Raw genomic sequence first — 19,986 nt, 5'->3', positions numbered from 1 at the left:
CCCCGGACCGGTTTCAGATCAGGACTTTTTCCCTGCCTTGGCCGCAAGGAATTTTTCAAGCCAGTGGATGTCATAGTCGCCATTTGCGATGTCCGGATTGGCAAGAAGATCACGGAAGAGAGGGATCGTGGTGTTGATCCCGTCAACCACGAATTCATCAAGTGCCCGCCTCAGCCGCATCATGCATTCGACACGCGTGCGGCCATGGACGATCAGCTTGCCGATCAGGCTGTCGTAGTAGGGCGGGATCTTGTAGCCCTGATACACGCCGGAATCGACCCGCACACCCAGTCCGCCGGGCGGATGGTAATGCGTGATGGTGCCGGGCGAGGGCACGAATGTGTTCGGATCCTCGGCATTGATCCGGCATTCGATGGCGTGACCATGGAAGCGGATGTCTTCCTGGGTCACCGACAGACCGGCGCCTGAGGCAACCCGGATCTGCTCATTGACCAGGTCGATGCCGGTAATGGCTTCCGTTACCGGATGCTCGACCTGAAGACGGGTGTTCATCTCGATGAAATAGAACTTGCCGTCCTCGTAGAGGAATTCAACGGTGCCGGCGCCGCGGTACTTCAGCTTGCGCATCGCCGCCGCGCAAATCTCGCCGATTTCCATGCGCTGGTCTTCGTTCAGCGAGGGAGAGTTGGCTTCTTCCCACACCTTCTGGTGCCGGCGCTGCAGCGAGCAGTCACGTTCGCCGAGGTGGACCGCGTTGCCTTCACCGTCGCCCAGAACCTGGATTTCGATATGGCGGGGACGGCCGAGATATTTCTCGATGTACACGGCCGCATTACCGAAGGCCGCACCGGCTTCCGAGCGCGCGGTCGACAGCGCCAGCGAAAGTTCTTCCTCGTTGTTGGCCACCTTCATGCCGCGGCCGCCGCCGCCGGCTGTCGCCTTGATGATCACAGGAAATCCGATTTCCTTGGCGATCTTGGCGGCGTCCTCGTCCGTGGTGATTTCACCTTCGGATCCCGGAACCACCGGAATGCCCAAGGCTTCAGCGGTCTTCTTGGCGGTGATCTTGTCACCCATGATGCGGATGTGATCGGCGGTCGGTCCGATGAAGGTGATGCCGTGGGCATCAAGGATATCGGCGAACTTGGCGTTCTCGGACAGGAAGCCGTACCCCGGATGCACCGCGTCCGCGCCGGTGATTTCGCAGGCGGCCACGATCTGGTGGATATTGAGATAGCTGTCGCGCGAGGGCGGTGGGCCGATGCAAACGCTCTCGTCGGCTAGGCGCACATGCATGGCATCCTGGTCGGCGGTGGAGTGCACCGCAACCGTCTTGATGCCGAGCTCCTTGCAGGCGCGCAGCACCCGGAGCGCGATCTCACCACGGTTTGCAATGAGAACCTTGGAGAACATAGGCTCGCTCACTTATTCTATCACGATCATCGGTTCAGCGAATTCCACCGGATCGCCGTCGGTAACCAGAACGCTCACCACCTTGCCGGCGCGCGGTGCGGGGATCTGGTTCATCGTCTTCATCGCCTCGATGATCAGGATGGTCTGGCCTTCCTTGACCGACTGACCGATCTCGACAAACGGCTTGGCGCCAGGCGCGGGCGAAAGATAGACGGTGCCGACCATCGGCGCAGTCACTGCATTTGCCGAAGACGGGGCTGCTGCAGGGGCGGCTTCGGCCTGGGGTGCTGTGGCAGCCTGCGGCGCCGGAGCCTGCGGTTGGGCGACCGGTGCATGGATCATCTGCGGCGTTCCCGCGCGGCTGACCCGCACGCGCAAATCATCCTGTTCGATCTCGATCTCGGTCAGATCGGTTTCGTTGAGGATATTGGCCAGATCCCGGATCAGTTCCTGGTCGATCGACGGTTTTCGTGTTGCCATCGGACTATTGCCTTTGTTTTTGTTGTTGCGGACGGCAGCTTGAGCCATTCCGCTGGTTGACTGTCCTTTACAGCCCCTGGCGGCCCGGTGACAAGCCCGGGTGGCGCTGGGAACCGCGAATAGGACCGAAACCCGGTATCAGGGGCAGGCCCTCCAGCCGACATCCATACACTGTCTGGCGGAAATCATGGGAATCCATTCGTGGGCGCGCAGGATTGTCCACAAGCGATTGGCCCGGGTGATCAGCAATGAAGCTTCAGTTCCGGGCCTGACAGCGGCTTCTTGGGGATGTGGGGGCTCAGCAGACGGTGCTCTCGCACTGACGCATGTTGGCGATCTTTGCAAGCAGGGCGTCCTCGCCCACGGCGCCGAATACGGCCTCGTCGCCAATCACGAAAGAGGGCGTGCCGGAAATGCCGAGCGCGTTGGCAAGCTCGTAGGTCTGGCGGATCGACTGGTCGATCGCCGGATCACTCATGCCTTGCTTGAGGGCTTCCTCGTCGACGCCGAAGGACTTGGCAACCTCGATGGCGTGTGCCTCGGTTGCGCGAACGTCCGAGCTGAGAAGTTCGATGTGAAAATCGCCGTATTTTTCCGGCGCGAGCGTGCGGAATGACATCGCCACCCGGTGTGCCGCGAGCGAATCGGGGCCAAGGATCGGGAATTCCTTGAGAACGAAGCGGATGTTGGGATCCTTGTCCAGCATGGCGACCATGTCGTTCATGGCGCGTTTGCAGAACCCGCAATTGTAGTCGTAGAACTCGACCACGGTCACGTCACCCTCCGGATTGCCGAGCACGATGTCTTCGGGTGCATTGAAGATCGCCTCGCGGTTCTCGGAGATCGCCGCCTGTGCCATCACACGGCTCTCGGCTTCCTTCTTGATCTCCAGAGCCTGGCTCATCTCTTCGATGAGCTCCGGATTTGCCAGCAGATATTCGCGAATGAAGGCGCCGAATTCCTGTTTCTGCGCGTCGTCAAGTGCTGCGGCCGGCAGCGGCAGTGCGGTCGACATGCCAAGAAGAAGAGCGGCCACCAGGCCCCTGCGGTTGCGAAATCCCATGTCGATTGTTCCTTCTGCCTGTCCACGCGGTCGCATCCCGTGCGCCGCAGATGCGTTCTAGTTTCCGATGGTTAAAATGTCATTTGCCCGGATCGATCCGGGTGACCCCTTTGGCAGCTTCTGCAGCGCGCGCGCCGCAAATGCCCTGGCTTCGCGCCGGTTTCCGGCCCTGAAGTTGCCCTCGGCCATGGCCAGTTCGGCATTGGCGATATCGCCGGCCTGGCCGTAGGCTTGCGAAAGATGGCGGTAGGCGTTGAAATTGTCCGGTTCGGCCTGCAAGGCCACCCGCAATTCTTCGATGGCGCGGTTCATGTTTCCAGGCTGCCCTGACGCCACCAGTGCAAAGCCAAGCCTGGCGCGGATCAGCGGCGACTTGCTGCGGTCGAGCTTGAGCGCCTGTCCAAATGCCTTGATCGCCTCGTCGCTTCTGCGCAGCTTGAGCAGCACTTCCCCGCGGAATTCGTGGAAATAGGCATTGTTGGGCTGTTCACGGATCAGGGCATCGAGTTTTTGCAGGGAAGCGGCCGAGTTGCCCGACAGGTCGGTGGCAATGGCCTCGCCGTAGCGTGCCGCAAGCGAACCACGGTCATCCGAGAACATCCTGGCCACCGCCTGTGCGCCCCCCGTATAGGCGGCGATTTTGGCTCGCATCAGTTGATGCCGCTCGTTCAGGGCGGCTGGATCCCTTGCGTCGAAATGCTTGCTCTTGCGCGCCAGTTCCTCAAGCAGCGCAATGCGTTCGCGCGGCAGCGGATGGCTGATCTGATAGGGGTCGACCTGAACCCCGGACAGCGACAGGCTGCGGGAGAAACGCTGAAACGTGGTCAGCATGCCCTGCATCGATTGTCCGGTGGCGTTGAGATAGCGCGCCGCGGCCTGATCGGCGTTCATTTCCTCAGACCGCCGGTAGCTGAGCAGATTGCGTTGTGCCAGCGTCGGCGTGGCCGTGATCAGCGCGCCGCCTGCCTGGGCGCCGGTGTCGCTGCCGGAAATGCTGCCAGCCGCCAGCGCCCCGATGCCCAGCAGGCTGCCGACGATGGAGAGCGTCTGGGCAGTGGCGATCTGTTCGCGCAATCTCTGCTGGTGGCCCCCGGCAAGGTGTCCGGCCTCATGGGCGATCACACCGATGATCTCGTTCGGAACCGTCGAATCTGCCAGGGCCCCGGTGTTGATGAACATCCGTTGCCCGTCGACGAAGGCGTTGAAACTCGGATCGTTGACAAGCACGATCTGCACCCGGCTCGTCTTCAGGCCGGCGGCGTTGAAGATCGGGTTGGCATAATCTTTCAGGAGGGTTTCGATTTCTGCGTCCCGGACCACCGCAACCCGGCCTTGGGAGTGCGCCGGCAACGCCAGTGCCAGCGAGAGCGCCACAGCCGTTGCTGTTGCCACCGAACGCCGCAGCCATCCCGGCCCGCGTTTGGCTTTGCCGCCTGAAAGGAATTGTGTCGCCATGATGCGTGATGTCCTTCTCATGGAACCGGAAAGTAATGGCTCGGCCCGGAAAAGCAATCGCCCGGCCGGCACAACTTGCCCATCTCTCGCTCTTGTGATGGACACGACAATCGGGCATTTGTGCGGCCATCAAAGGTCCTTCGGGCGCTGCGTGGACTATGCCGCACCAATGCGGTCACGGAGCTTCGTACAGACACGACATTGCATTTGCAGCCCGGGTGGGTGGCGACAGGAGTTCAGGATTTGACAATTCAGCGCAAGCCGTCGGTCGAGCCGTTTCATGCCATGGACGTCCTTGCCGAAGCGACGCGGCTCAAGACGGAGGGAAAGCCGGTCATTTCGATGGCGGTTGGCCAGCCGGCCCATCCGGCGCCTGCCACGGCCCGCGCCGCCGCCAGCCGCGCCCTCGAGTCCGGCAAGCTGGGCTATACGGATGCGCTGGGAACCAAGAGCCTGCGCCAGGCAATCGCTGCACGCTACAGCAGTGAATATGGTGTGGATCTCGATCCGCGCCGGGTCGCGGTGACCACCGGGTCGTCGGCGGGCTTCAATCTGGCATTTCTGCAATTGTTCAATCCGGGAGATCTGGTCGTCATCACCCGGCCCGGCTATCCGGCGTACCGAAATATCCTCTCGGCACTCGGGCTCAAGGTGATCGAGATTGCTGTCGGTGAGGAGACCGGCCACGCGCTGACACCGGCGGCGATCGAGGCGGCCGGACGGGAAGCCGGTGCCAGGGTTTCCGGTGTCTTGATTGCAAGCCCGGCCAATCCCACCGGCGCCGTTCATTCCCGGCAGGCGATAGCCGAGCTCGATGCCTGGTGTGCCGCCCGCGGCGTCGCCTTCATTTCAGACGAGATCTATCATGGCCTGACCTGGACCGGCGAGGAAGCCACCGCGCTTTCCGTCTCCGACAATGCGGTGGTGATCAACTCGTTCTCCAAGTATTTCTGCATGACCGGCTGGCGCATCGGTTGGATGGTGCTGCCAGACGATCTGGTGCGGCCGGTCGAGTGCCTGGCGCAGAGCCTTTACATAAGTGCGCCCGAACTCTCCCAGATTGCTGCGGAGGCAGCCCTTGAAGGCACCGCCGAAATGGAGCGGGTGAGGGAGGGATACCGGCAAAACCGGTCACTGTTGGCCGAGCGCCTCCCTGCGCTGGGTTTGCCGTTTGCCGCGCCTATGGACGGGGCATTCTACGCCTGGGTCGATGTGTCCCGTCACACCAATGATTCAATGGCGTTTGCCCGGCAGATGCTCTCCGACATTCATGTGGCAGCCACTCCCGGCAGGGATTTCGATCCTGTCGACGGTGCTCGCTTCATGCGCTTCTCCTATGCAGGCAGTCATGACGATATGAAGATTGCGCTGGATCGCATCGAAGCGTGGATTGATCGTCGATGAGCGACGGAGAGAAAACCGCGTTGTCCGACTGTTCCGCCGATGCGGCCGGATCCGGCATCCTTACCAAACGAACCCGCATGCGGCGCCACAGGATTGACGATTTCGACAAGTCCGCAGCACTCTGGAGCGATCCCGATGTTGCCCGGTACATCTCGGGCAGACCCTCCACACGCGCCGAATCCTGGTCGCGCCTGCTGCGCTACATCGGCCATTGGCAGGCGCTGTCTTTCGGCTACTGGGTGGTCGAGGACCGCGTGACCGGGCAGTATCTCGGGGAAGTCGGTTTGGCGGATTACAAACGCGACATGACACCATCAATTGAGCGATGGCCTGAAATGGGCTGGGTTCTGGCCCCTCATGCCCAGGGGCGGGGTCTGGCGACTGAGGCGGTCGCTGCGGCACTCGACTGGAGCGACCGGATGCTGGCTTCAGAACGGACCGTCTGCCTGATGGATCCCGGCCACCGCGCATCGATCCGCGTTGCGGCCAAGAATGGCTTTGTCGAGCGCTGTTCCGGTGAACTCGGCGGCAGCCCTGTCTTGATCATGGAGCGGCTCAAGCCGGCGACCTGAGCCGCTCGGAAACAGCTACCCTTCAGCCCAACAGTGATCAGATGGCATCCTGGCTTGCCGCTTCGGCCTTAGATGGTGCTTGACCTCCACCTCCAAAGAGCCCGTGTTTCTGACATCATTCAGACATTCCGGGTTTTCCGTTATGTCTGCGTGGAGAGGCTTGTGCCTCCGCGTGGGCTCTGCCGGCTTGCCGGCAGCCAAGTAGGCGTGGCTGGCGCTGTGTAGCAAGGAACCCCGGCTGGCCAAACGCTACAAGCATCGCCAACCAATCTAGGTCGAATAAACAAGTGATTACAATATATTGTTATTATATTCTAATAGATTGAATTAAGATATTGATTGGCTCTCAGAGCACGCCAGCTTGTTCCCTCAACCAAAAAAGCCGGCGCTGAACGCCGGCTTTCTGGTTCTCTGGATCCCTGGCTCAGAAGAAGCCGCGCTTCTGCCACCAGCCAGCCTTCTTCGGCTTCTTCTCCTCCGCATCAGGGGAGGAGGAGGTGACAACCGGTGCGGTCGCGATCGCTGCGAGATCGGTGCGGGCGCGGCGTTCGGCCGGTGTTTCCTCACGCGTCTCATCGCTCTCCCCGGCGTCCGTCTCCGATGCCGCGACAGCCGTTTCGGCCGCAGCCGCCGGTTCGTCTCCACCGGTTTCGGCATCGGTCTGGGTGGCAGGCTCTGAAGTCGCAGCAGCTGCCGCGGCCTCTTCCTCCGCAGCCTTGTCAGCGGCGATCTGTGCCTTGGTCCGGCGCTTCTTGCGAGCCGGCTTCGCGGGCTTTTCGTCCGCAGATGCATCAGCAGCTTCGGCCGGTGCCGCTTCTGCTACCGGCGCGTCTTCACTGACGGCTTCGGTCTCGGCGGTGTCGGTACGGACTTCGTTCTCATCGGACATGGTGTCGGATGATGCGGTCACGTCTTCCGCAGACGAGGTCTCGTCAGCGGCTTCCGCCGAACCGTTACCGTCTTCCTCGCGGTTGCGGCGGCCACCGCGTTTGCCCCTGCGGCGGCGCTTGCCGCGGCGCTGGTCGTCGCCATCGCCGTCCGAAGTGGCTTCCGCGGTGTCGCCGTCCGAAGAGCTCTCGTCGCTGGCCTCGTCCTGGTCGGAGCCATCGTCCGCGGAGGCTGACTGACCGTCGCCCTGGCCATTCTCTCCGTCCGACTTGCGGCCACCGCGACGGCGGCGCCGGCGCCGCTTCTTGCCCTGGCCGTCCTCGCGTTCGCCCCGGTCGTCGCTGCGGGCTTCCGATGTGTCTTCGGTTTCGCTGGCTTCGTCTTCGACTTCCTCGACAATGTCCAGGTCGTCATCATCTTCCGGATAGGCCGGCGAATTGATGGTGATGTGGTCGATATTGACCGGTGATTCCACCGCTGCACCACGTTCGATGGTAAAGTGGTTTGCCCCCACCGTTTCGTCGGCCGAGAAGCTGATCGAGACGCCGAAGCGTTTCTCCAGATCGACAACCGTGTCACGCTTGTGGTTGAGCATGTAGAGTGCGGTGTCGGCCGTGGTGCGCACGATGATGTCGTGGGTGGTGTTCTTGAGCAGATGCTCCTCGACACCGCGCAGCACGTGCAGTGCGACCGACGATTGCGACCGGATATGGCCGTTGCCGCCGCAGGTCGGGCAGATCTGCATGGTGCTTTCCAGAACCGAGGCCCTGATCCGCTGCCGCGACATCTCCAGAAGGCCGAAATGCGAGATCCGGCCCACCTGAATGCGGGCACGGTCGTTCTTCAGGCAATCCTTCATCCGCTTTTCAACCGCGCGGTTGTTGCGGTTTTCTTCCATGTCGATGAAGTCGATGACGATCAGTCCGGCAAGGTCGCGCAGGCGGAGCTGGCGGGCCACTTCCTCGGCGGCTTCCAGATTGGTCTGCAGTGCCGTGTCCTCGATCGAGTGTTCGCGGGTCGAGCGGCCCGAGTTGACGTCGATGGCAACCAGAGCCTCGGTCTGGTTGATGATGATGTAGCCACCAGATTTGAGCGTCACCTGTGGCTGCAGCATCCGGTCGAGCTGGGCTTCGATGCCCGAACGCGCGAAGATCGGGTGCAGGTCGCGATAGGGCTGAACCACTTTCGCGTGACTCGGCATCAGCATCTTCATGAAGTCTTTCGCTTCGCGATAGCCTTCCTCGCCCGAAACCACGATTTCGGAGATGTCCTTGTTGTAAAGGTCACGGATCGAACGCTTGATCAGGCTGCCTTCCTCGTAGACGAGGCTCGGCGCCGTTGATTTGAGCGTCAGGTTGCGAACGTTCTCCCACAGCCGCATCAGATATTCGAAGTCACGCTTGACTTCGACCTTGGTGCGGTTGGCACCGGCGGTACGCAGGATGACGCCCATGCCCTTCGGCACTTCGAGCTCACGTGCGATTTCCTTGAGCCGCTTGCGGTCGGGCAGATTGGTGATCTTGCGCGAAATGCCACCACCGCGGGCGGTGTTCGGCATCAGCACGGAATAGCGACCGGCCAGCGACAGGTAAGTCGTCAGGGCAGCGCCCTTGTTGCCGCGTTCTTCCTTGACCACCTGCACCAGCAGGATCTGGCGGCGCTTGATCACTTCCTGGATGCGGTACTGTTTGCGCGGCTTGCGCTGCGAGCGTGTCGGAACCTCTTCCATGGCATCTTCGGAGCCGACCGATTCGACCGATTCGTCGTCGCTGGAAGCGTCGTCGTCATCATTGCCCTTGCGCTTGCGGCGCGAAACCGGCTCGGAGATCTCGTCGGCTTCGACGTCCGCTGCCATCTCGGTCGGCTTGTCGTCGTCATCCTTGCCGGGGTTGGTCTCAGCCGTTGCTTCAGCCTCGTTGGCCTCTGCGGCGGCTGCAAGCTCATCGGCGGAAATCGCGCCGGCTCCGTCGACGCTACCTTCGTTTGACGTCGCCTCTGCATCATCTGCGGCAGCATCGTCCGAGGCCTTGGCCGGATCTGCAGTCTTCTTGCCGCGGCGGCTGCGGCGTGGCCTGGATTTCGTGCTCTTGCCGTCTTCGCTGCCTTCCTCGTCCTCGGCGGTTTTAGCTTCGGATTTGGACTTTGATTTCGATCTGGATTTGGCCGGGCCTGTGTCGGCTTCGTCGGCACTTTCGAAGTCCGGATCGTTTTCGGCGTCTTCGGCTTCCGCCTGAAGCAGCGCCTGACGATCGGCCAGCGGGATCTGGTAGTAGTCGGGGTGGATTTCCGAAAACGCGAGGAAGCCGTGGCGATTCCCACCATAGTCGACAAAAGCGGCCTGGAGCGACGGCTCCACGCGTGTGACCTTTGCCAGGTAGATGTTTCCGCGGAGCTGTTTCTTGTGCTCCGATTCGAAATCGAATTCCTCTATGCGGTTTCCACGAACGACAACGACGCGGGTCTCCTCGGGATGGGAGGCGTCGATAAGCATTTTTTCTGCCATTGAGTAGTAGCTCCTCGGCGCGCGCTCGACATGAGACTCCGCTCTCCCGAAAACCGGGGCAGGGGATGGCCTGTCGATAGTACGCCGGATGAAAGATATTCCGGTACTCGGCATGGGGCATTGGTCAACATGGCTGTAACCGGAGCATTCTTTGCCCGGGGCCTGTCAACACTTGGGGAAATCCGCATTTGCACCATAAAAGCCGGCCGAAAATTCATTTGCGTGTAGTCCTTGCGGACCGATGAAAGCCCAGAAGGGCACGCGGCAACGGGGCCGCTAAGGTTGTGGCAGGAGTCCTTGCCTGCCGGGTTTGATCACTGTCGTGGCCTTGGTGCTGAGGGAGACTGACTAGCCTCTGCGCATTACGGCCATATTGCCTGGCAGGAGCAGTCAGATTTGGTTCCCGACGTGGAAACTGTGAGCTGGCCGCTCCGGGGAAGGTTTGTTATTGGACGACGGACGATCCGCACTCCTGGCGCCCTAGGCCTGTTGCAGGCGGCGGCCGGAAGGGTGACAGTTCTATCCCGTCAATATACTTACCCTAAGAAAGCTTTTATGGGCTGAGTTGCGATCTGGCAACTGAAAAACATATGCGAACCTGGTTGAGCAATTCTGCAAATTGACGTAGCGCCACTCAACGTAAGGGGCGGGCTGCGCAATCATGGTGAACGAATGGTTAACCTCGATGCGTCATGCTGGATCCGGATATGCAAGGCCAAACGTGCCATTGTCTTGACGCTGTTTGTGTCTAGGAACGGGGCTGCGGGCGGCCTTGAACGGCGTCCAAGGGAAGCTGGAAGCAGACGAATGCAAAGATTTGCCAGAACGGGGCGGTTTCTGCGAGGCGGCGGCGAAAGCCTTCCGTCTGCGCGGCATGCATTGCCGCTGGTGCTGGCGCTCGTGCTGGCGGTGGCTGCTCTCCCGTTTGTTTCCCCATCACGAGCCATGCCCGACACTGCGTCGGAAACGAGATTCGTCGCTGTCGCCGCGCGGCTGGCGGGCGATGACAGCCGTGTGCGCCTGGTGCTCGATTTCGAACGTGAGCCCGAGTTCAGCCTGCATTATCTGGAAAATCCCTACCGGGCGGTCATCGATCTGCCGGAGACGGTCTTCGCTTTCGACGAAGAATCGCTTCAGCCACGCGGGCTCGTGTCCTCGGTTCGCTATGGAAACGCGGGCAAGGGCAGTGCACGGATGGTGTTCGAATTTGCCGGGCCGGTCAGCATGCAATTGGTCGAGACCTCCGAGGAAATCTCCGGCGCCATTCACCGCATGGTATTCGACATCACCACGCTTGAGGCGGAAGCCTTCTCGCAGGAGGTCTCGGCATCGAAGTGGAATGAAGCCGGCGAGGATGGTGGACAGGGACAGGCGGCGGAAATACCCGGCGACACACTGACCATCGTGATCGATGCTGGCCATGGCGGCATCGACGGAGGTGCGGAAGGCCCGGCCGGTTCGATGGAAAAGAACATCACGCTGGCTTTCGCCGAATCTCTGAAATCGGCGCTGGAGGCGCAGGACGGCATTCGCGTCGCCATGACCCGGACCGATGACAGCTTCCTGTCGCTTTCGGCTCGGGTGCGGCGGGCTCGCGATGAGTCCGCCGATCTTCTCATGTCGCTTCATGCCGATTCGATTTCGGTCAGGTCGCTGCGCGGGGCCACGGTCTATACACTGTCGGACAAGGCATCGGATGCGCTGGCCCAGTCGCTTGCCGATCAGGAAAACCGGGAGGATGCGATCGTCGGCGCAAGCCTTGAGAATGCGTCTGATGACATCGCGGCAATTCTCGTTGATCTCGCACGTACCGAAACCCGCGTGTTTTCCACCGGACTGGCGCGCCAGGTGATCGATTCCTTCGAAGGTCAGGTCAAGCTCATCAAGAACCCGTTACGCCACGCCGGGTTCCGTGTGCTCCAGGCGCCGGATGTGCCGTCCGTGCTCGTAGAGATGGGCTATTTGTCCAACCCTGAGGACGAAAAGCTGCTCAATGACGAAAAATGGCGGGAAAGCACCGCGCAACTGCTTGCTCAATCGGTGCAGAATTACCGCGAAATGATCTTGGCGGGCAGGCAATGATGGCCGATAAAGCAGAGAGTGATTCCGGCAGGCAGGATGGTTGCTGCGGCATGGGGTCAGCGTCTCTTGTTGGCGCGGTTCGATGCGCGGTGCGTGGGCTCCGCGTTTCGAGACGCCCTGAGGCGGTGCGCGGGGTCAGACACGGCGCGTTGCGACGTCCGGCCCGAGGCAGGCAGGATAGGGGAAATGCCGAGGCGCCCTATTTTATTCACATTGTCCGGGCTAACCGGGCAGATGATTTGTTGGGTCCCGGCCTCGGCGTCAGCCGGGTGGGTCAACACGAGAAGCAAACGGTAGCTGGCTGATGATACGACTGATTGGATATTTCTTCGGGATTGGGACCGTGCTGTTTCTGATCGTTGCAGCCGGGATTGCCTGGTACATCGGAGATGTGTCCAAGGATCTTCCGGACTATGAGGTTCTCAACAGCTACGAACCGCCGGTGACGACGCGCGTGCATGCCTCCTCGGGCGAGCTGATGGCCGAATATGCCCGCGAGCGGCGCCTGTTCCTTCCGATCCAGGCCATCCCGGACCGGGTCAAGGCTGCGTTCCTTTCGGCCGAAGACAAGAATTTCTATCATCACCCCGGCGTTGATCCGGCCGGTCTCGCCCGTGCCGTCGTCAACAACATCCGGACCGGCGGTCGCCAGGGAGCGTCCACCATCACGCAGCAGGTAGCCAAGAACTTCCTGTTGTCATCCGACCAGACCTACGAGCGCAAGATCAAGGAAGCCATTCTCTCCTTCCGCATCGAACAGGCCTATTCGAAGGACCGGATTCTCGAGCTTTACCTCAACGAGATCTTCTTTGGCCTTAACTCCTACGGTATCGCCGGGGCTGCGCTGACCTATTTCAACAAGTCGGTCAACGAACTGACCATCGCCGAAACGGCCTATCTTGCAGCCCTGCCGAAAGCACCCAACAACTATCACCCCTTCCGCCATACCGAGCGTGCTGTCGAACGGCGCAACTGGGTCATCGACCGCATGATCGAGAATGGCTATGTACGCGCTGACGATGGCGCCGACGCGAAGGCGCAGCCGCTGGGCGTGACACCGCGCAAGACTGGGTCCTACCTGTTCGCCTCGGAGTACTTTGCCGAGGAAGTCCGGCGTGAATTGATCGGCCGCTACGGCAACGACGCGCTTTACGAAGGCGGGCTCTCGGTCAGGACGACGCTTGATCCGAGGCTGCAGGCGATCGCCCGCAAGGCGCTGCAGAAGGGGCTCATCAGCTATGACGAGCGCCGTGGTTTCCGCGGCCCGGTCGAACGCATCGACATTTCCGGCGACTGGGGCGTTCCTCTTGCCGAAGTGGATCCGTTGCGCGATGTGCCCGAATGGCAGCTCGCGGTCGTCCTGTCCGCGTCGGCCGATACCGTTGAGGTTGGGCTGCGGCCCGGGCGCGAGGTGTCCGGCAAGGTCGAGGATGAGCGGGTCACCGGTACGATCCTTGCGGACAACATGAAATGGGCGTTCCGTCTCAACCTGCCGGGTGAGAAGGCCAGCAACGTCAAGTCTGCTGCCGATGTCCTCAATCCCGGCGACGTGGTCTACGTCCAGCAGCTCGAGCAGGATGGTGCGCAGGTTCTGCGCCTGAGGCAGCCGCCGCAGGTTCAGGGCGCGCTGGTTGCCATGGATCCGCATACGGGCCGTGTTCTGGCCATGGTCGGGGGGTTCTCCTTCGCCCAATCGGAGTTCAACCGCGCCACCCAGGCTCAGCGCCAGCCCGGTTCGGCCTTCAAGCCGTTTGTCTATGCTGCCGCTCTCGACAATGGCTACACGCCTGCCTCCGTGGTTCTCGATGCGCCGATCGAAATCGTTTCCGGTGGCGAGCTTTGGAAGCCCAAGAACTATGGCGGCGGCTCCGCCGGCCCATCAACGCTCAGGCTCGGCATCGAGCGGTCGCGTAACCTCATGACCGTGCGGCTCGCCCAGGACATGGGCATGAACCTGGTGGCCGAATATGCCGAGAGGTTCGGTGTCTATGACGACATGCTTCCGGTTCTTGCGATGTCGCTCGGCTCCGGCGAAACCACTGTGATGCGCATGGCCTCGGCCTATTCGGTGCTCGCCAATGGCGGCAAGCAGATCAAGCCTTCGCTGATCGACCGTATCCAGGACCGTTACGGCAAGACCATCTTCAAGCATGAGGAACGCAGTTGCGACGCCTGCATTGCAACCGCCTGGCTTGCCCAGGAGGAGCCGGAGGTTGTCGACACCCGCGAGCAGGTACTCGACCCGATGACCGCCTACCAGATCACCTCGATGATGGAAGGCGTCGTCACCCGCGGAACTGCTGCCAGCAAGATCAATCTCGATCGTCCGACAGCCGGCAAGACCGGCACCACCAACGAGGAAAAGGACGCCTGGTTCATGGGCTACACCGCCGACCTGGTGGCGGGCGTCTTCATCGGCTTTGACAATCCGACGCCGATGGGCCGCGGTTCCACCGGCGGCGCGCTCGCGGCCCCGGTCTTCAACGAGTTCATGCAGGGCGCGCTCGAAGGCACCAGACCCGCGGATTTCCGTGTTCCCCAGGGCATGAAGCTGATCGCCATCAACCGCAAGACCGGCATGCAGGCCTTTGAAGGCGAGGGCGATGTGATCATGGAAGCATTCAAGCCCGGCACCGGTCCTTCCGATGTCTACTCGGTCATTGGCCTTGAGGAGTTTGCCACCGGCGACGCCATTACAACCATATCGCCGCAGGCCAACCAGGCCGTGGTCAACGGCGTTGGCGGGCTCTACTGACGCTCCGGACAATCGTCACCTTTGACGCCTTTACATCGCGCGGAGCGGACCTTATGGTCCGCCCGCTTCGGTAAGAATGCTTGCCACACACCAGCATGGAACAAGAGAACAATGCGTGCAGAAACCCAGGTCGTTGTCGACGAAATCAAGCAGGCCATAAGCCTGCTGAGGAGGCATCTTTGACTGGGAACCTGCTCAAAAACGTCTCGAATGGCTGAACGCCAAGGCTGAAGATCCGTCAATCTGGGATGATGCTCAGGAAGCACAGAAGCTGATGCGCGAGCGGCAGCATCTCGACGATTCGATAAATGGACTGAAGCGGCTCGAATCCCAGCTCTCCGACAATCTCGAGCTCATCGAGATGGGCGAGGAGGAGGGCGATGCGGACATCGTCTCCGAGGCCGAGGCGGCGCTCAAGGAGCTCAGAACCGAAGTCACACGCCAGCAGATCGAATCGTTGCTGTCGGGCGAAGCCGACAGCAACGACACTTATCTGGAAGTCCACTCCGGCGCCGGCGGCACCGAAAGCCAGGACTGGGCCAACATGCTTCTGCGCATGTACACCCGCTGGGCCGAGCAGCACGGCATGAAGGTCGAGCTGATGGAAATCCATGATGGCGAGGAAGCCGGCATCAAGTCCGCGACGCTGCTGGTCAAGGGCCACAACGCCTACGGCTGGCTGAAGACCGAATCGGGCGTTCACCGCCTGGTGCGGATTTCGCCCTATGACAGCCAGGCCCGCCGGCATACCTCGTTCTCGAGCATTTGGACCTACCCGGTGATCGACGATTCGATTGATGTCGACATCAATGAGAGCGACTGCCGCATTGACACCTACCGCGCTTCAGGCGCCGGTGGACAGCACGTCAACACCACTGATTCCGCGGTCCGCATCACCCACAATCCGACCGGCATCGTGGTCCAGTGCCAGCAGGAACGCTCGCAGCACAAGAACCGCGCCAAGGCATGGGACATGCTGCGTGCCAGGATCTACGAAGCCGAGCTGAAAAAGCGCGAGGAAGCGGCCAACGCAGAAGCCGCATCGAAGACCGAGATCGGCTGGGGCCACCAGATCCGTTCCTACGTTCTTCAGCCCTATCAGCTGGTCAAGGACCTGCGCACCGGAACCGAAAGCACCAATCCGCAGGGCGTGCTCGACGGTGATCTCGACGAATTCATGGAAGCCGCGCTCGCCCAGCGTGTCTACGGTGGCGGTGAAGACGTCGCTGACATCGACTGATCACGGTGGAGCGGTTCTTCCCGCACCAGTGAGAACCGCAGGATGCGGCTTCACCGCGTCAACGCCGAGCGGATCAGGCTGAAGCCCGCCAGCGCGAACAGGCCTGCGGCGATACCATCGATCCACCGTCTCGACTTTCGGTACCCGGCCATGAAGCCGGGCAGCGAGAAGGTCAGGGCATATCCTGCGTAGTTTACAAACCCGAGCACTGCACAGATAAGGGTGGCGGTGGCCACGGCCTGGGCATCTGTCTCCTGTCCAAGTCCCATCGACAGCGCAGCCATCCATGCAACCACGGCTTTCGGGTTCGACAGGTTGAGCACAAGGCCGCGCCAGAACCATCCGCCCTTTTGCGAGCTGACGATGGCGTCTTCCTCTCTCCGCGCCGCGGACCGACCCGACTGGATTGCCAGCCAGACAAGATAGGCGCCGCCACACAATTTCAGAAGCGTCAGCAGCATGGTGGTGCCCTGCACGACGACCCCGAGTCCGGTTGCCGCCACGAAGCCCCAGAAGGCCAGCCCGGCCGACAGACCGAGCCCGAAGAACAAACCGGCCCTGCGGCCTGAATGCATTGCCACCGTTGCCAGTGCCAGATTTGCTGGGCCGGGGGATACGGTGACAATGAAGAACGCCGCAGCAATGGTCAGATAACTCTCGATGTGCTCCATCTTGTCCTCATGTGGTGCGGCAGTGAGAAGGCCGAAGGCTCTGTCCCGACATCGGCAAAGACTCGCCGGCGTGCCGGCAATGTATCACGGCATCAGTTGCTCGACTGTTCCACCTGAACGTCGCCAAACTGGTCGACATACAGGGCCCAGGTCTCCGGTTCGACCACATTGGGTGCGGTCTTGAGATAGATATAGGCGCCAAAGCCCTGTTGCGCGGCAGCTCCGGTCGAATCCTCCGGCCTGATATCGGTCACATAGGCACCAAGGCTGTTGATCTCTTCAATGGCGGAGCTTTCCATAAGCTGCGGCCCGTCCGGCGTCAGCGCGATGTGCTGAAGCTCCACCAGCGAACGGTTGTCTTCACCACGAACGGCGATCAGCCGGTAATAGCCGCGCTGTTGCGACCCGGCCTCTTCGCCGGTCTTTTCCCAGTAGCCGCCGCTGGTGACGAACAGGATACGGGGAGACAATGTTGCCGCCAACCCGTTTGGCTCTTGGGCGGATGCGGTCAGCGAAGTGGCGGGCACGAGCCAGACCAGCAAGAGCAGAACTTTCGACAGGGTTCGGATCATCAGCACAACCTCCTGTTTTACGGGGTCAGTAAAGGAATTGTTCGGCCAATATGCGGTCGTTCCAGGAATGGCTTGAATCGGTGAGGATGCGGGTCGTCGATTCCTTCGATTCCGCCACCTGCACCTGGGTCACGGATTTGACCTCGATGTGATCTGCCACCGCGTTCACCGGTCGTTTTTCCGGTTCGAGCACGTCGATGGTCACCTTCACCTTGTTGGGCAGCAGCGCGCCACGCCAGCGCCGCGGACGGAATGGACTTACCGGTGTCAGCGCAAGCAATTGGGCGTCGAGCGGCAGGATCGGACCGTGGGCGGACAGATTGTAGGCCGTCGACCCCGCTGGCGTCGCCACCATCAGCCCGTCGCAGATGAGTTCCTCCATCCGCATCTGACCGTCGATCGACAGTTTCAGCTTGGCTGCCTGATAGCTCTGCCTGAGCAGCGAGACCTCGTTGATGGCGAGCGCCGTGTGGGTCGCGCCATGTGCATCCCTGGCGGTCATTTCGAGCGGGCGGATGATGTTCTCCACCGCGGCCGCGATCCGCCCCGGCAGGTCCTCGTCCGAGTAATCGTTCATCAGGAATCCGACCGACCCCCGGTTCATGCCATAAACCGCCCGGCCGCTGTTCATCTGTTCGTGCAGCGTCTGCAGCATGAAGCCGTCGCCGCCCAGCGCCACGATGATGTCTGCCTCCTGAGGACGCGTGTTGCCGTAGAGCGCCGCGAGATGGACCGCGGCTGCCTGGGCGTCCGGCGCCGATGAGGCAATGAAACTGAATTTCCAAGTCATGTGATGAGCTTACTCCAACGCCTCGGCAGACAATGGCGATTGGACCGTCAGGATGCAAGGGCACGCGGCATGAGGGGTATGAAATGCTGTGCAGGTTCGAAACTGCCGTGGCAGAAAAGAATGCCTTGGCCTTCTGGCTGTTTTCCGATTGTCAAAAAGCCGGCTTGTTCGCGGTGCTAAACGGCAGCTGCCGGCGTTTGCTGCGAAACGGTCCTGCCGGTCCACGCAGGCTGGATGCGCAGGGCCCGAAGCGCATTCAGAATGACAGCGACATCGATCACTTCCTGCAGCAATGCCCCTTCGACCGGAGTCAGATAACCGAAGGCGGCGGCGATCATGCCCGCCACTGACAGGCTGATACCCACGGCGACGCTTTCAAACGCGATTCGCTGCGCCCTCTGGGCCACTTCCAGGCCCGACAGCAACCGGTCGAGGTGATCGACCAGCAGCACCACGTCGGCAGCTTCCGCGGAAGCGGCCGCGCCCCTGGCACCCATGGCCACCCCGATATCGGCCGCCGCCAGCGCCGGCGCGTCATTGACCCCGTCGCCGACCATCATCACTGGGCCCTTCTTGCGTTCGCTCAAGACCAGCAGGACTTTCTGGTCAGGCGTCAGGTCCGCCCGGACCGCATCGAGCCCGAGACCTTCGGTTATGGCCTCGGCGACCGCACGGCGATCGCCGGTGGCAAGCAGGATGCGCTTGATCCCCCGGCTGCGCAGACCGGCCAGCATGTCGGTCGTACCTTTGCGCAGGGTATCGGCCATGACCACGTGCCCTGCTGCCTCGCCGTCCACGGCAAGAACCACCATGACTTCACCGGTGTCGGCGACGGTTTTCCTGTTAAGCGGCAGCCCGAGCCGTGCGCCAATGAATCCGGCCCCCCCGACCGCGACGCTTCGCCCGTCGATTGTGCCGGTAATGCCTTCGCCCGGTGTTTCCACTAGATTTTCGGGGAATGGCAGTTTTTCTCCACGCGCCCGTGCTTCGGCCACGAGCGCCTGGGCGATGGGATGTTTGGACGCCTGGTCCAGCGCCGCGGCCAATTGGAGTATTTCGGCCTGACATAGTTCGCCATAACTTTCGATGGACACGATCACCGGGCGGCCATCCGTCAAGGTGCCGGTCTTGTCGAGCACCAGCGTCTTGATGCGCGCCAGTGCTTCGAGCGGTTTCGCGCCCTTGATCAGAACGCCGAAATGGGCGGCCCGGGACAGTCCCGCCACCAGCGCCACCGGCACCGCCAGGATCAGCGGGCAGGGCGTGGCCACCACCAGGACCGCAACCGCCCGGATCGGATCGCCGGTTGCCCACCAGGCAGCGGCGGCAATCGCCACGGTGACGGCGAGAAACACCAGGGAATAGCGGTCGGCCATCCGCGCCATCGGTGCTTTCGACTTCTGCGCCGCTTCGACCAGCCGGACGATGCCGGCATAGGTGCTGTCGCGGGCCGGGCGCGTTGCCTTCAGGTCGAACGCCTCGCCGGCATTGGTCGCTCCGCTCATCACCTCTGCGCCGCGGTCGAGCCGGACCGGCAGCGATTCCCCGGTAAGCGCGGACTGGTCCAGCATTGCCCGGTCACTTGCCACGGTTCCGTCCACCGGAGCCACGTCCCCTTGCCGGATCAGCAACAGGTCGCCCGGCCGGATATCGTCGAGCGGCACCTCTTCAAGCGTGCCGTCGCGTCGCCGAGATGCGGTGCGTGGAACCCGCGACAACAGGTTATGCATCTCCCGCCGCGCGCGCCCTTCGGCGAAACTCTCGAGGAACGTGCCGCCCGAATACATCAGTGCAACCACCGCCGCGGCCAGGGTTTCGTTGAAAACCAGGGCCGCAGACATCGACAGCGCTGCAACGATGTCGAGGCCGACCTCGCCCTTTCTCAGGCTTCTTACGATTTCGATGATCAATCCTGCCAGCACCGGCAGGACACCGGCCGTCCAGACCAGATCGGCCGCCTGTGTCAGGCCGGACAGGCTCAACGCAATTCCGCCAACCAGGCCGGCAAGCGCGATCACCAGAAGCGCGACCTTGAAACGGTCGTGAAGAAATTCTTTCATCTGAGCTGCGCTGTCCCTGTGTGGCCTGATGGTCGCCTAAACCAAGTATTAGACCAGCCAATGTCATACGGCATTGC

The 19,986-nt window shown here is 61.7% G+C and carries 14 protein-coding genes; 5 read left to right on the top strand and 9 right to left on the bottom strand.

What is annotated here, in order from left to right; all coding sequences use genetic code 11:
• Positions 1-18 precede the first annotated feature (18 nt).
• The 4 genes from accC to SPHINGO391_RS12440 form a co-directional block, all read right to left on the bottom strand.
• Positions 19-1,374 carry an acetyl-CoA carboxylase biotin carboxylase subunit gene (accC, locus tag SPHINGO391_RS12455; protein WP_152011541.1) on the bottom strand — a complete coding sequence of 452 codons (1,356 nt, stop codon included), beginning with the start codon at positions 1,372-1,374 and terminating at the stop codon, positions 19-21.
• A gap of 12 nt (positions 1,375-1,386) precedes the next feature.
• Positions 1,387-1,854, bottom strand: coding sequence for an acetyl-CoA carboxylase biotin carboxyl carrier protein (gene accB, locus SPHINGO391_RS12450; RefSeq protein WP_152009127.1), 468 nt, complete (start codon positions 1,852-1,854; stop codon positions 1,387-1,389).
• 298 nt (positions 1,855-2,152) lie between these two features.
• The gene (locus SPHINGO391_RS12445) at positions 2,153-2,917 is read right to left on the bottom strand and encodes a DsbA family protein (RefSeq protein WP_152009126.1); all 765 of its coding nucleotides are present in this window, start codon (positions 2,915-2,917) and stop codon (positions 2,153-2,155) included.
• A 57-nt stretch (positions 2,918-2,974) separates the two neighbouring features.
• Positions 2,975-4,372, bottom strand: a complete 1,398-nt coding sequence (locus tag SPHINGO391_RS12440; RefSeq protein WP_244615178.1) for a M48 family metalloprotease — start codon at positions 4,370-4,372, stop codon at positions 2,975-2,977.
• Positions 4,373-4,657: 285 nt separating this feature from the next.
• On the opposite strand from SPHINGO391_RS12440, the gene SPHINGO391_RS12435 reads away from it, so the two are divergent.
• Positions 4,658-5,776, top strand: a complete 1,119-nt coding sequence (locus tag SPHINGO391_RS12435; protein ID WP_152011540.1) for an aminotransferase class I/II-fold pyridoxal phosphate-dependent enzyme — start codon at positions 4,658-4,660, stop codon at positions 5,774-5,776.
• The gene (locus SPHINGO391_RS12430) at positions 5,773-6,348 is read left to right on the top strand and encodes a GNAT family N-acetyltransferase (protein ID WP_152009124.1); all 576 of its coding nucleotides are present in this window, start codon (positions 5,773-5,775) and stop codon (positions 6,346-6,348) included. The genes SPHINGO391_RS12435 and SPHINGO391_RS12430 overlap by 4 nt, the downstream gene beginning before the upstream one ends.
• Before the next feature lie 424 nt (positions 6,349-6,772).
• Here SPHINGO391_RS12430 and SPHINGO391_RS12425 read toward each other — a convergent pair whose 3' ends face one another.
• A complete protein-coding gene (locus SPHINGO391_RS12425) occupies positions 6,773-9,739 on the bottom strand; it encodes a ribonuclease E/G (protein ID WP_152009123.1) in 2,967 nt (988 codons plus the stop codon).
• An 807-nt stretch (positions 9,740-10,546) separates the two neighbouring features.
• Between SPHINGO391_RS12425 and SPHINGO391_RS12420 the strand changes: the two genes are divergently transcribed.
• The 3 genes from SPHINGO391_RS12420 (at position 10,547) to prfB (ending at position 15,816) form a co-directional block, all read left to right on the top strand.
• The gene (locus SPHINGO391_RS12420; RefSeq protein WP_193217272.1) at positions 10,547-11,821 is read left to right on the top strand and encodes an N-acetylmuramoyl-L-alanine amidase; all 1,275 of its coding nucleotides are present in this window, start codon (positions 10,547-10,549) and stop codon (positions 11,819-11,821) included.
• Positions 11,822-12,125: 304 nt separating this feature from the next.
• Positions 12,126-14,576, top strand: coding sequence for a penicillin-binding protein 1A (locus SPHINGO391_RS12415; protein ID WP_152009121.1), 2,451 nt, complete (start codon positions 12,126-12,128; stop codon positions 14,574-14,576).
• Positions 14,577-14,687: 111 nt separating this feature from the next.
• Positions 14,688-15,816, top strand: a protein-coding gene (gene prfB, locus SPHINGO391_RS12410; RefSeq protein WP_152009120.1) for a peptide chain release factor 2 whose coding sequence is annotated in 2 segments (ribosomal slippage) — positions 14,688-14,756 and positions 14,758-15,816 — 1,128 coding nt in all. Because the reading frame shifts where the segments join, the coding sequence is not laid out codon by codon here.
• Positions 15,817-15,866: 50 nt separating this feature from the next.
• Here the strand turns inward: prfB and SPHINGO391_RS12405 are convergent.
• The 4 genes from SPHINGO391_RS12405 to SPHINGO391_RS12390 form a co-directional block, all read right to left on the bottom strand.
• Complete coding sequence (locus tag SPHINGO391_RS12405) at positions 15,867-16,487, bottom strand: LysE family transporter (protein WP_152009119.1); 621 nt, start codon at positions 16,485-16,487, stop codon at positions 15,867-15,869.
• Positions 16,488-16,579: 92 nt separating this feature from the next.
• The gene (locus tag SPHINGO391_RS12400; RefSeq protein ID WP_152009118.1) at positions 16,580-17,059 is read right to left on the bottom strand and encodes a hypothetical protein; all 480 of its coding nucleotides are present in this window, start codon (positions 17,057-17,059) and stop codon (positions 16,580-16,582) included.
• Positions 17,060-17,084: 25 nt separating this feature from the next.
• On the bottom strand, positions 17,085-17,849 hold the full coding sequence (locus tag SPHINGO391_RS12395) for an NAD kinase (protein ID WP_152009117.1): 765 nt from the start codon (positions 17,847-17,849) through the stop codon (positions 17,085-17,087).
• Positions 17,850-18,025: 176 nt separating this feature from the next.
• Complete coding sequence (locus SPHINGO391_RS12390; protein ID WP_152009116.1) at positions 18,026-19,909, bottom strand: heavy metal translocating P-type ATPase; 1,884 nt, start codon at positions 19,907-19,909, stop codon at positions 18,026-18,028.
• Between the last annotated feature and the right edge of the window lie 77 nt (positions 19,910-19,986).

This window comes from Hoeflea sp. EC-HK425 (assembly GCF_902498795.1).
In the GTDB taxonomy this organism is placed as follows: Bacteria; Pseudomonadota; Alphaproteobacteria; order Rhizobiales; family Rhizobiaceae; genus Hoeflea; species Hoeflea alexandrii.
This window is presented reverse-complemented; position numbering and strand designations above follow the sequence as displayed.